This is a genomic window from Azospirillum sp. UENF 112521, from assembly GCF_058780665.1.
Genome location: NZ_JBSNCI010000002.1, coordinates 1,896,173 through 1,909,270, shown reverse-complemented (window position 1 = coordinate 1,909,270; position 13,098 = coordinate 1,896,173). Strand labels below are relative to the sequence as shown.

Annotated in this window: 8 protein-coding genes and 1 tRNA gene; 3 read left to right on the top strand and 6 right to left on the bottom strand. The window is 68.0% G+C overall.

What is annotated here, in order from left to right; translation table 11 throughout:
- Window positions 1-4 precede the first annotated feature (4 nt).
- From ACWPN8_RS11310 to ACWPN8_RS11295, 4 genes are all read right to left on the bottom strand, one after another.
- Window positions 5-883, bottom strand: a complete 879-nt coding sequence (locus ACWPN8_RS11310) for a DMT family transporter (protein WP_109096554.1) — start codon at window positions 881-883, stop codon at window positions 5-7.
- A complete protein-coding gene (locus ACWPN8_RS11305) occupies window positions 880-2,712 on the bottom strand; it encodes an ABC-F family ATP-binding cassette domain-containing protein (RefSeq protein ID WP_492240825.1) in 1,833 nt (610 codons plus the stop codon). The genes ACWPN8_RS11310 and ACWPN8_RS11305 overlap by 4 nt, the downstream gene beginning before the upstream one ends.
- A gap of 129 nt (window positions 2,713-2,841) precedes the next feature.
- Window positions 2,842-3,984, bottom strand: a complete 1,143-nt coding sequence (locus tag ACWPN8_RS11300; RefSeq protein WP_492240824.1) for a hypothetical protein — start codon at window positions 3,982-3,984, stop codon at window positions 2,842-2,844.
- 130 nt (window positions 3,985-4,114) lie between these two features.
- Window positions 4,115-4,897 (bottom strand): TerB family tellurite resistance protein, encoded by a 783-nt coding sequence (locus tag ACWPN8_RS11295; RefSeq protein WP_452028486.1) that lies wholly within the window; start codon window positions 4,895-4,897, stop codon window positions 4,115-4,117.
- Between the two features lie 276 nt (window positions 4,898-5,173).
- On the opposite strand from ACWPN8_RS11295, the gene ACWPN8_RS11290 reads away from it, so the two are divergent.
- On the top strand, window positions 5,174-5,767 hold the full coding sequence (locus ACWPN8_RS11290; protein WP_492240823.1) for a GNAT family N-acetyltransferase: 594 nt from the start codon (window positions 5,174-5,176) through the stop codon (window positions 5,765-5,767).
- Window positions 5,768-5,934: 167 nt separating this feature from the next.
- Window positions 5,935-9,603, top strand: a complete 3,669-nt coding sequence (locus tag ACWPN8_RS11285) for a hydantoinase B/oxoprolinase family protein (protein WP_492240822.1) — start codon at window positions 5,935-5,937, stop codon at window positions 9,601-9,603.
- A 39-nt stretch (window positions 9,604-9,642) separates the two neighbouring features.
- On the opposite strand, the gene ACWPN8_RS11280 is transcribed toward ACWPN8_RS11285, so the two are convergent.
- Window positions 9,643-11,589, bottom strand: coding sequence for a sigma-54-dependent Fis family transcriptional regulator (locus ACWPN8_RS11280; RefSeq protein WP_492240821.1), 1,947 nt, complete (start codon window positions 11,587-11,589; stop codon window positions 9,643-9,645).
- Window positions 11,590-11,842: 253 nt separating this feature from the next.
- Here ACWPN8_RS11280 and ACWPN8_RS11275 point away from each other — a divergent pair, with 253 nt between their 5' ends.
- Window positions 11,843-12,757 (top strand): GGDEF domain-containing protein, encoded by a 915-nt coding sequence (locus ACWPN8_RS11275; RefSeq protein WP_492240820.1) that lies wholly within the window; start codon window positions 11,843-11,845, stop codon window positions 12,755-12,757.
- Window positions 12,758-12,871: 114 nt separating this feature from the next.
- Here ACWPN8_RS11275 and ACWPN8_RS11270 read toward each other — a convergent pair.
- A tRNA-Met gene (locus ACWPN8_RS11270) sits at window positions 12,872-12,946 on the bottom strand.
- Window positions 12,947-13,098 lie beyond the last annotated feature (152 nt).

The window sequence follows — 13,098 nt, the reverse complement described above, 5'->3', positions numbered from 1 at the left end:
GGCATCAGGTCGGGTTGGTGACGGTCTCGCTGACGGTGCGCGGACGGCGCTTCACGATCACCGCAACGCCGCCGATGGTCAACAGCCCGCCGATGGCGAGGTTGATCGTCACCGGATCGCCCATCAGCAGCACGCCGCTGGCGACGCCGAAGACCGGCACGGTCAACAGATAGGGCATGGTCTGGTTGACGGAATAGCGTCCCAGCAACGGATACCACAGCCCGTAGGCGATGATGGTGACGGCGATGGCCATATAAGCGATGGACGCCCAGCCGACCCAGGTCGAATTCGCCAGCGCCGCCATCTGTCCATGCTCCGTCAGCAGCGACAGGACCAGCAATTGCGGCATGGCGAATAGCGCCATCCAGCCGTTGACGGCGAAACCGTTCACCGCCCCGATCAACTTCATCTGCACGCTCGCCACCGCAAAGGCAAAGCTCGCGGCCAGGATCAGCAGCAGCGAATGGAGCGACTCGCCCAGCCGCGGCTCTCCGGCGATCACCGCCACGCCGGCGAAGGCGGCGGCCATGCCGATGCCGCGGCGCCAGCCCAGCTTGTCCTTGAACACCAGCGCCGCCAGCAGGGAGGAGAATGGCACCTGCACCTGTGCCGCCAGCGAAGCGGTGGCGGCATCGATCCCTTTGAGTCCGCTGAACATCATCGGGAAATGGATGCTGCCCAGCGTCACCGACAGCAGCGCGATCTTCCACAGCTTGTCGCGCGGCACGCGGAAGAAGGGGATGATCAGCACCGCCACCAGGGCGAAGCGCAGGAACATCACGAACAGCGGCGGAAATTCGGCCAGCGCCCATTTCGCCACCACGAAGTTCAGCCCCCACAGCGCCATCACCACCAGCGCCTGGAGCGTGTGGGCAAAACTCATGCCCGCCCGCCTTCCAACTCCTCGCGCATCGCCTCAAGCTCCAGCCAGCGCTCCTCCGCCGCGGCCAGCGCCGCCTGCTTGGCGTGTAGCTGCTCGCTGGTCTTCTGGAACTTGGCGGGATCGCGGGTGAACAGGTCGGGATCGGCCAGCGCCTTCTCCAGCTTGGCGATCTCGCCCCCCAGACTGTCCATGCGGGTGGGCAGCTCGTCCAGCTCGCGCTGGTCCTTGTAGCTCAGCTTGCCGCGTGGCTTGGCCGCGGCGGCCGGTGCCTGGGTGGCCGGCTTCGGCTTGGCGGATGCTGCGGCGGGAGCCGCCTTGGCCGGACGCTGCACCAGATAGTCGGAATAGCCGCCGGCATATTCGGTGGCGGTGCCGTCGCCCTCCAGCGCGATGGTGGCGGTCACCAGCCGGTCGAGGAAGTCACGGTCGTGGCTGACCAGCAGCAACGTGCCCTGATAGTCGCCTAGCACATCCTCCAGCAGATCCAGCGTGTCCATGTCGAGGTCGTTGGTCGGCTCGTCGAGGATCATCATGTTGCTGGGCTTGGCGAACAGCCGGGCCAGCAGCAACCGGTTGCGCTCGCCGCCCGACAGCGCCTTGACCGGGCTGTCCAACTGCCGGGTGTCGAACAGGAAATCCTTCATGTAACCGGCGACATGGCGCGACACGCCGTTGACCACCACCGCGTCGCCGCCGAAGGGGCACAGCACCTTGCGGATGGTGTCCTCCGGGTTCAGCCCCTCGCGCCGCTGGTCGAAATAGGCGGTGTCGAGGTTGGTGCCCAGCTTCACCGTGCCCTCGTCGGGATCGAGCTGGCCGGTCAGCATCTTCAGCAGGGTGGACTTGCCGGCGCCGTTCGGCCCGATCAGGCCGACCCGGTCACCGCGCAGGATCCGGGTGGAGAAGTTGTTCACGATGGTCTTGCGGCCGTCGGGCGTGTCGAAGCCCTTGGAGATGGCGGTCGCCTCGATCACCAGCCGGCCGCCGCGCTCGGCCTCGGCGATGGCGAGCTTGGCCTGCTGGCCGCCCTTGATCTGTTCCGCCCGACCGGCCCGCAGGTCCAGCAGGTTGCGGACACGCCCCATGTTGCGGGTGCGCCGGGCGGAAATGCCCTCGCGCAGCCACTTCATCTCGCTCTCGATCTTGCGGTCCAGCTTGTGGGCGGCCGCCTCCTCCGACTCGAACACCTCGGCCTGCCAGGTCTCGAAGTCGGAGAAGCCGCGGTCGGTGGCGCGCACCGTGCCGCGGTCGAGCCACAGCGTCCGCTTGGCCAGCCGGTTCAGGAAGGCACGGTCGTGGCTGATCAGCAGCAGGCCGCCACGGAAGGACAGCAGCTCCTCTTCCAGCCACTCGATGGTGGGGAGGTCGAGATGGTTGGTCGGTTCGTCCAGCAGCATGACGTCGGGGTTGCCGACCAGCGTGCGGGCCAGCGCGGTGCGGCGCGATTCGCCGCCGGACAGGGTGCGCGGATCGAGGTTGCCGTCCACCTGGAGCCGGTCGAGCACGGCGTCGACACGGTGCGCCTCGTCCTGTTCGTCGGCGGGCAGGCCCTGCACGACATAGTCCTGGACGGTGGCGCAGCCGGTGAAGTCCGGCTCCTGCGGCAGATAGGCGAGGCGGGCGCCCGGCTGGACGAAGACGGTGCCGCCGTCGGGTTGGATCATCCCGGCCAGCACCTTCATCAGCGTCGACTTGCCCGACCCATTGCGTCCGACCAGACAGGCGCGGTCGCCGCGGCCGATGGACAGGTCGATGCCGTCGAACAGCGGACGGCCGCCGAAGGTGACGGAGACGCCCTGGAGCGCCGTGATGGGTGCGGGAGGAGCCATGGACCGTTCGTGCGCCGGAAAATCGAGGGAAGGGGATGGGTTATAGCGCGCCGTCCCCCTCCACCGCGACCCGGAAAAACGGTTGGGCGGGTTGCGCCCGGTGGAACCGACCCCGGCTTCAGGCTGGGATCAGGTGGATACCGGGGCGATGGCGGTCGGCGCCGGCACCTGCTGTTCCTGCATCTTGAAGCCGAAATAGGTGCCGTTGCTGATGCCGGTAAGGGCCAGCAGGTTGGCCGACAGTTCCGGCATGCCCAGTGTGCGGGTGACCTCGTAGAGGAAGGTGATGCCCAGCACCCCGGTCCAGGCCAGCAGTTGCAGGCGATGGATGTTGTAGCCGGCGGCATCGCTCAGCAGATCGGGCAGCAGCCCCTGGGTGGGCGGATAGACCTGCTCCAGGCTGGCGGCCATCGCCGTCCGGTCGGGTGGGGTGGCCGCGGCTGCGGCGATGTAGAGGGCGGCATGCTGCTGGCGCCGGGTCTGGTCGTCGTTCGGCCGGCGGTCCTGGAAGACGGCCAGGACCGAGGTGCCGCCGACGATCCCCATCAGCGCCATGGTGCCGGTGGTGATGGTGTCCATCGACCCGGTGATGGTCAGGATGGCGGCGTAGGAGGCGGTGACGATCCCGCTCCACCACAGAAGCTGGAAGCGGGCGAGGCTGTAGGGTGCCCGGTAGTCGGCCGGCATCGGCACGCCGGCAATCGGGGTCATGGCATCGGTGCGTCCGAAATGGCGGAAGAAGGCGAACAGGAACACCGCCGCCACCAGGGAGAACCACACCGCCGCCAGCCCGAGGTCACGGTCGCTGGCGCCCTGGATGGACACCATCTGCGGCGCGGTCGTCATGCCGCCGGTGGCCGGACCGAAGGCGACCGGCAGGGTCTTGGCCCCGGCGAGGCTGAAGAAGCCGCTGAAGGCGGTCTGCCAGGAGGCCCGCCGCTTCGCCGCGTCGTCGCCGTTGCCGGCGATGGAGGTCGAGGCGGTGCCCGTCAGTTCGCCCTTGGCGGAGCAGGCGAAGCTGGCGCGGGCGCCAGGAATGGTCTGGCCGTTGGCGACCAGGACCAGCGCTTGCGCGTTCAGCGTTGCCGCCTGCGTGGGGCAGTCGGTGCCGGCAGGCGGCGTTCCCAGATTCAGCGCCAGCGGCTGGCCCAGCACCACCGTGGCGTCGCCAAGTGTTGCGGGGGCCGTCACCTGCGCCTGGGCGCCCCACCCCATGGCGATCGTCGTTCCCAATACAGCGGCGAAGACCGTCAGGATGATCGTGCGTCGCATCGTCGTGTCGTCCCCAAAGCACGCGGGCAACCGGTTGCCCGCCCCGTCGGGGACGATACGTCAGGAAACGAGATAAAGACCACGGCAAAGCAATTTGAAATGACCGTGCTCGGCGACGATTCGCGACAGGTCATGATAGGGCGGCGGCACCTTCCCGTTCCCGGCGGATGCGGTCGTAGGCGGCATTGATCAGCGCGAGCTTCTGGGTTGCCAGATCGATGAATTCCTGTGGCATGCCCTGGGCGATCAGCCGGTCCGGGTGGTGTTCGCGGACCAGCGCCCGGTGTGCGGCCTTGACCGCGTCGTCGCCGGCCAGACGCGCCACGCCGAGCACGGCATAGGGGTCGGTTTCCGTCGGGGTGCCGGCCAGATGGTGACCGGCGACGATGCGGCGGAAATCGGCCTCGTCGAAGCCGAAGATCACGGCGACGGCGTGCAGATACTCCACCTCGGTCTCGTGCAGCTCGTCGTCGGCCTCGGCGATCATCAGCAGGCTGTCGAGCAACTCCTCCAGCACCGCGTGCTTGTCCTCGAACAGCTTGGCGATCTGGCGGGCATATTCCTCGAACCCGCGGGTGTCGCGGCGGGCGAGGTCGAAGACCCGGCCGACATTGTCCAACTCCTCCGGGGGGACGCGGAACAGCCGCTTGAAGGTGTCGACCTCCACCCGCTTCACCACGCCGTCGGCCCGAGCCATCTTGGCGGCCAGCGCGATCACGCCGATGGTGAAGGCGACGGTCTGCTTGGCCGCTTCGGCTTCGGCATCGCTCATGCCGCGGCGCGGTTGCTCGTCCGCGCCGCAGGGCGACCACAGATCGACCGCATGCCCGGCCAGACCGCCCAGCAGGGCGCCGAGCGGACCGCCGGTGAACAGGCCGGCAGCGCCGCCCAGGATCTTGCCCCAGATGCTCATGTCATGCCCTTTTGTGCACAGGCCACCCCACCCGTGACCGCAGCATAGCGGCCGGGAAAGGGCAGGCCAACTGTGGCTTGCCGGCAACAGGCCAGCATTGTTGGTATCGCGAATTTCTAATAAGCGCTTGCGAATCCCGCCGGCCACGCCATGTTGCAATGCAACAAAAGGCGCCGGAGAGAGCGCCGCTCGCGATAAGACGGTGCCTGCTGACGGCGGTGCCGGGTCCTGGGGAAAAAACGTTCTGCACGAATGCGTTTTCGGAATTCGAGAACCGTGAGCAGAGCCATGCCTGTCATCCGCAAGATCATGCCGACCGAGCTGCCCCAGTACCGGGCGCATCTTCTCCGCCTCGACCGCACCGACCGTTATGCCCGCTTTGCCGGCACCCTGTCGGACGAGGCGGTGGAGCGGCATTGCGCGGCAATCGACTGGGGACGGACGGTGATTCTCGGCGCGTTCGAGGACGGTGTTCTGCGCGGTGCCATCGAACTGTGCGGCGACCGCCTCCTCTGGCCGGAGCAGGCTGAATTCGGCATCAGCATCGAGTCGGGATTGCAAGGCAAGGGCGTCGGCAGCACGCTCGTCCGCCGCATCCTGACCGTCGCCCGCAACCGCGGCATCCGTCATGTCCATATGGTGTGCCTGGCGGAAAATTCCCGCATGCGCGCCCTGGCCCGCCGGTTCGGCGGGCGGCTGGCGCTCGACGGCGGCGAGATCGCCTCGATGTTCGAGCTGCCGGCGCCGAACCAGTTCTCCATCGCCCTGGAGGCCTTGGAGGATGGCAGCGGCGCCTTCAACAGCATCCTGTCGGGCAACGCCATCCTGGCCCGCCTGTCCACCCGTCCGTCGGAGCGGCTGGCCGCCTGACGGCGACATTCGTCCGGCCGGTCGTCTGTGATCCTGTGTTCTTTCCGCCGCGTCCCTCTCCCCTGATGGGGGCCGGGCACGCAAGCTGTTGAAATTCGCTGCCGGATCGCGAAACTCCGGCCCACGCGCGGTGCGGTTGCCGCGCATGGACTTCGGCGGGTGCGACAATGAGTGGGACGAAGAGCGGGACGGTGACCGGTGCGGCGGAAACCAAGCCGGCCCGGTGGCAGTTCTGGGTGGATCGCGGCGGCACCTTCACTGACATCGTCGGCCGCCGGCCCGACGGGTCGGTCGTGACCCACAAGCTGCTGTCGGAAAATCCGGAGCGCTACACTGACGCCGCCGTCCAGGGCATCCGCGAGCTTCTGGGGCTGAAACCGGGCCAGCCGATCCCGCCGGACACGGTGGAGGTGGTCAAGATGGGCACCACCGTCGCCACCAACGCCCTGCTGGAACGGAAGGGCGAGCCGACCGTCCTGCTGATCACAGAAGGTCTGGCCGACCAGCTGCGCATCGGCCATCAGGCCCGTCCGAAGATCTTCGCCCGCCGCATCGATCTGCCCGACCAGCTCTATTCCCATGTGGTGGAGGTGCCGGAACGGGTGATGGCCGATGGCCGCGTGCTGAAGCCGGTCGACCTGCATGCCGTCCGCCGCGGGCTGGAGGAGGCCTACCGCCGGGGCTTCCGCGCCGCCGCCATCGCGCTGATGCACGGCTACCGCTATCCCGAGCATGAGCGGCAGGTCGCCTCGCTGGCTCGCGCGGTCGGATTCACCCAGGTGTCGGTCAGCCATCTGGTCAGCCCGCTGATGAAGCTGGTCGGCCGTGGCGACACCACGGTGGCCGACGCCTACCTCTCGCCGGTGCTGCGCCGCTATGTCGACCGGGTCGCCAACGATCTCAGCGTCGATGGCGCGCCGGTGCCGCTGATGTTCATGCAGTCCAACGGCGGCCTGACCGACGCCCGCCGCTTCCAGGGCAAGGACGCCATCCTGTCGGGTCCGGCCGGCGGCGTGGTGGGCGCGGTGCGCACCGCCGGCATGGCCGGCTTCGACCGGGTCATCGGCTTCGACATGGGCGGCACCTCGACCGATGTGTCGCATTATGCCGGCGAGTACGAACGCGCCTTCGACGCGGTGGTGGCCGGCGTGCGGGTGCGCGCGCCGATGATGCACATCCACACGGTGGCGGCCGGTGGCGGTTCGCTCTGCGTCTTCGACGGCACCCGCTTCCGCGTCGGGCCGGACAGCGCCGGCGCCAACCCCGGCCCCGCCTGCTACCGCCGCGGCGGTCCGCTGACCGTCACCGACTGCAACGTGATGGTCGGCAAGATCCAGCCGCGCTTCTTCCCCAATGTCTTCGGCCCCAACGGCGACCAGCCGCTGGACGCCGAGGTGGTGAAGGCCCGCTTCACCGAACTGGCCGCCACCGTCAATGCCAAGCTCGGCACGACGATGACCCCGCAGGAGGTGGCCGAAGGCTTCCTGCGCATCGCCGTCGACAACATGGCGAACGCCATCAAGAAGATCTCGGTCGAGCGCGGCTACGACGTCACCGGCTACACGCTGAATGGCTTCGGCGGGGCGGCGGGCCAGCATGTCTGCGCCGTCGCCGACGCGCTGGGCATGACGCGGGTGTTCCTGCACCCGCAGGCCGGCGTGCTGTCCGCCTACGGCATCGGTCTGGCCGACACCGTCGCCATCCGCGAGCGTGCGGTGGAAGGGCCGCTGAGCGATGCGGTGGTCGACCGGCTGACCATGCTGTTCACCGATCTGGAGACCGAAGGACGGGCCGAGCTGACCCGACAGGGCGTGGATGCCGGGCGGCAGGCGATCAACCGCCGCGTCCATCTCAAGGCCGCCGGCTCCGACACCACCCTGACCGTCGCCTTCGGGTCGAAGGTGGCGATGACCAAGTCCTTCGAGGAGGCGCACCGCCGCCGCTACGGCTTCCTCACCCCCGGCACCGCGCTGGAGGTCGAGTCGGTGACGCTGGAGGCGGTCGGCCTGACCGACGTACTGGAGGATCCGGAGCTTCCCGCCACCACCGCGGTGCTGCCGCGCCGGCTCGCCACCGTCGCCATCCACAGCGGCGGCCAGCGCCGCGAGGCGCCGCTCTATGACCGCCGTCAGCTTCAGCCCGGAAACCGTGTCGTCGGTCCGGCGATCCTGGCCGAGGCGGTCTCCACCACCGTGGTCGAGCCCGGCTGGATGGCCGAGGTCACCCGCAAGAACCATCTGGTGCTGTCCAGGCTGGAGCCGGCGGCCCAGCGTCAGGCCGCCGGCGTCAAGGGCGGGGCCAAGGTTGATCCGGTGACGCTGGAGGTCTTCAACAACCTGTTCATGTCCATCGCCGAGCGGATGGGCGTGACGCTGGAGAAGACCGCCCGGTCGGTGAACATCAAGGAGCGTCTGGACTTCTCCTGCGCCCTGTTCGACCGCGATGGCGGCCTGATCGCAAACGCTCCGCACATGCCGGTCCATCTGGGATCGATGGGCGAGAGCGTGCGGGCCGTCATCCAGCGCCGCGGCGGCACCTTCACCGCCGGCGAGAGCTTCGCGCTGAACGATCCCTATCACGGCGGCACCCACCTGCCGGACATCACCGTCGTCTCCCCGGTGTTTGACGAGGCGGGCAAGGAGTTGCTGTTCTTCGTCGCCTCCCGCGGTCACCATGCCGATGTCGGCGGCATCACCCCCGGCTCGATGCCGCCCGACAGCAGGACCATCGCCGACGAGGGCGTGCTGCTGGACTGCGTGCCGCTGGTGGAGAACGGCCAGTTCCGCGAGCAGGAAATGGTGGAGCTTCTGCGCTCCGGCCCGCATCCGGCGCGCAACCCGGCGCAGAACATCGGCGACCTCAAGGCGCAGGTCGCCGCCAACGAGCAGGGCACCCGCGAACTGCACCGCGTCGTCCGCCTGCACGGCCTGTCGACAGTCATCGCCTATATGCGCCACGTCCAGGACAATGCCGAGGAGCAGGTTCGCCGCGCCATCGGCGTGCTGAGCGACGGCGACTTCGCGGTGACGCTGGACAACGGCGCGGTCATCAAGCTGCGGGTGTCGATCGACCATGCCGCGCGCTCGGCCATCGTCGATTTCTCCGGCACCAGCAGCCAGCTCACCAACAACTTCAACGCCCCCTCGGCCGTCTGCCGGGCCGCGGTGCTCTATGTCTTCCGCTGTCTGGTGGACGACGAGATCCCGATGAACGAGGGCTGCCTGCGCCCCATCGAGATCGTCATTCCGCCAGGCTCCATGCTGTCGCCCAATCCACCCGCCGCGGTGGTCGCCGGCAATGTGGAGACCAGCCAGTGCATCGTCGATGCCCTGTTCGGCGCGCTGGGGGTGATGGCGTCGGCCCAGGGTACGATGAACAACACCACCTTCGGCAACGAGTGGCACCAGTATTACGAGACGGTCTGCGGCGGGTCGGGCGCCGGCAACGGCTTCAACGGCACTGACGCCGTGCAGACCCACATGACCAACTCGCGCCTGACCGATCCGGAGGTGCTGGAATGGCGCTTCCCGGTGCTGGTGGAGAGCTTCCGCATCCGCCGCGGGTCCGGCGGGGCAGGGCGCTGGCGCGGCGGCGACGGCGTGATCCGCCGCCTGCGCTTCCTGGAGCCGATGACCGCCGCCATCCTCGCCAACCACCGCAAGATCGCTCCCTTCGGCCTGAAGGGCGGTGCCGACGGAGCGGTCGGCCGGACCTGGGTCCAGCGCACCGACGGCAGCGTGCAGGAACTGGCCTCTCAGGACAGCGCCGTCATGCGTCCGGGTGATGCCCTGGTGGTCGAGACGCCGGGCGGCGGCGGGTTCGGAGCCGCAGGGTAAACGGGGAGTCCGGGGGGCGCGGAAACCTGCCGCGCTCCCTCACTCCGCCCGGTGCGGCGCCACGATGCCGAAGCGGTGCATCTGCCGATGGACGGTCGAGCGGTCGACCCCCATCGCGCGCGCCGTCGCTGAAATATTCCAATGGTGCCGCCGCAGCGTCTCGCGCAGCCGGGCGGCCGGGTCCTCCTCCGTCGCAACCGTTTGCGCAACCTCCTCCGGCCAGGCCCGGAACAGGCCGCTGTGCTGCACCGGCTCTGGGATATCGTCGAGGTCGATCAACCCGCCGTCGCTGACCGCGCAGGCATAGTCCAGCGCATTCACCAGTTCCCGCACATTGCCCGGCCAGCCATGGCCGCGCAGGGCGGCCAGCGCCGCCGGCGTGAGGCGGTAGCCGACGCCATCGCGCTCGGCCCGCTCGGCCAGCAGCCGTTCGATCAGCCAGTCGAGGTCGCCGCGCTGGCGCAGGGGCGGCACGGTGAACACCGCGCCGTTGAGACGAAAGTACAAGTCGTCGCGGAACTGTCCTGCCTTGACCAGTTCCACCAGATCGCGGTGGGTGGCGCCGATGACGCGGACATCCACCGACACCGCCTTGGTCCGGCCGATCGGCGTCACCTCGCGCTCGGCCAGCACGCGCAGCAGCCGGGTCTGCGACGACAGCGGCATGTCGCCGATCTCGTCCAGGAACAGGGTGCCGCCGTCGGCCTCCAGGATCAGCCCCTTCTTGCCGCGCGCCGTCGCCCCGGTGAAGGAGCCGGGCTCGTAGCCGAACAGTTCGCTCTCGATCAGGTTTTCCGGCAGGGCGGCGCAATTGACGGCGACGAAGGGCTTGTTGCGGCGGATGCTGGCCTTGTGCAGGGCCTTGGCGAGGTGCTCCTTGCCGGTGCCGGTCTCGCCGTGGATCAGCAGGCTCATGCGGGTGTTGACCAGCTTGGCCGCCCGCGTCAGCACGGCCTTCAGTGCCGGGTCGCCGCCGGACACCACGCGCAGCGGCTCTGGCAGCGAATCCCCGCCATGATCCGGCGTGTGGCTGCGCGGCAGCGACACGGCGGGCGGTGGCATCGCCTGGGCGAACAGCGGCAGGCCGGTGCGGCGCAGGCGCAGCGTGCGCTGCTCGGTCGGCAGCGAGCGGACGAAATGGACCAGATCGTCCACCTCACAATCGAACAGTTCGGCGAAGGACCGGCCGAGCGGTGATGCCCCGTCCTCCGCCAGCAGATCATGGGCCTTGTGGTTGAAGCCGACCACCCGTCCGCCGGCGTCCAGCGCCAGTACGAAGTCGGGGTCGACCTCCGCAAACTCCTGCGACGCCGACAGCTTCAGCACCCAGTCGCGGCGGAAGTTGTTGTAGAGGTTGGCGGTTTCGATCTTGTGGACATAGGCGCGCACCATCTGCAGCGCCAGATACTGGCTGATCTTCGGCTCCGGCGAATGCAGGGCGGAGATGTCCAGCACGGCGGCCAGTTCGCCCCCGCTGTCGAAGACGGGAGCCGCGGTGCAGGTCAGCGGAATGTGGGTGGAGTCGAAATGGTCGGTCTGGTGCACGGTCAGCGCCTGGGCGGTGGCGATGCAGGTGCCGACTGCGCAGGTCCCGGCATGCCCCTCATTCCAGTCAGACCCGAGATACAGGCCGGCCCGGCGCAGATGGTTGTCGAAGGTCGGGTCGCCGATGAAGTCCACCGTGACGCCGTTGCTGTCGGTCAGCAGCAGGACATAGCCCATGCCGGCGACCTGCCGGTACAGCGCCTCCAGCCCGAAGCGGGCCATGCGCAGGAACTCGTCCATCGCGTCGCGATGCTCGCGCAGCCGTTCCTGCGGCAGGATGTGCGCCTCGCGCCCGACGGTGGGGTCCAGCTTGTGGTCGGCGACGCAGCGGCGCCACGAGTTCTCGATGATCGGATCGCGGGCGGACGACACCCCTGCGGAGACACGGCCGGTGGAGACACGGACGAGTTCATCGATGTGGGCCGCGCGCGCGCTGTCCATGGTCGTGCCTCCCGCAATCATCGTTCGCTTGTTCCACGAACATATTGGGATGGACAGTATCAACCGGCCGGCCCGATAGGCAACATATGCAAAAGCATCAGATCGGTCCTCCGGCGGGGGGCATCCATCACCCTGGAATACCGGCGTATGACATCCGCTTTTGGTTATCCTGCCATGGCATGACGTTAAGGACATTTGCACAAGTAAGGTCGCATGCTCCATAAACGGGCAGGGATCGCCGGGAGCTTTCGATTTGCGGATTCTGATCGTCGACAATTCACCGCGCCACCTGACCATGATGGTGTACGAGCTGAACAAGCTCGGCTACGCCACCAGCGTGGTCAATAATGGCGCCGCCGCCATCGAGGCGGTGGCGAATGAGCGGTTCGACGTGGTGATGGCCGACATCCGTCTGGCCGACATGACGGGGCTGGAGCTGTGCTGGCACTTGCGCACGGCCCAGGGGCTTCGCCACCTCTACCTGATCCTGATGATTCCAGGCAGCATGACCGACCAGTTCCACGAACTGGTGGAGGCCGGCGCCGACGAGTTCCTGCGAAAACCTTTGGATTGGAAATGGACGGCGGCGCGCCTGCTGGCGGCCTCGCGCGTCGTGGCGATGCAGCGCGACCTGGAGCGGCTGGCGACCACCGATGCCCTGACCGGTGCCATGAACCGCCGCCGTTTCCTGGAGAGGGGGGCTGAAGAGTTTACCCGCTCGCGACGATACGAACGCCCGCTGTCGGTGGTGATGCTGGACATCGACCATTTCAAGCGGGTCAACGACAGCTATGGCCACGCCACCGGCGACGAGGCGATCCGCAGCACGGTGCGCGCCTGCAAGGACAGCTTGCGCGCCTGCGACCTGATCGGCCGGCTGGGCGGCGAGGAGTTCGCCGTGGTGATGCCGGAAACTCCGCCCGTGAATGCTTTTGCCGCCGCCCAGCGCCTGCGCCAGGCAATCGCCGCCCAGCCGGTGAAGCGGGAGGACGGCGGAGAGCTGTTCCTGACCGTCAGCCTGGGGCTGAGCTGGCTGACCGGCAGCGACACCGGCATCGAGCCACTGCTGGCCCGCGCCGACGCTGCCCTGTACCGCGCCAAGAACGCCGGCCGCAACCGGGTGGAGGTCGAGCCGCAGATCGCACTGCCGAAGTCGCTGGCGGGGTAAGGGGAGCCACCGGTTCCCCACGGTCACCGATCCACAGTCCACACGGCGTCAAGCTGAGAGCGCACAAAGAAAAACCCCCTGGCTTCCTTCCGGAAATCAGGGGGTTTTCTATGATGGTAGCAGCGGAGGGATTTGAACCCCCGACCAAGGGATTATGATTCCCCTGCTCTACCACTGAGCTACGCTGCCATCGTGATTGCCGTTGTTGGCGTTTCCGCCGCCGTGGCTACCATCGTGTCCCGTCGTTGCCGCCGGGAGCCGCTATATAGGATAGGGCGACTTGGCCTGTCAACGCGGAATTTTCGGGGGGTGCGATTTTTTTTGGCCGGCCGGCGAAAAGT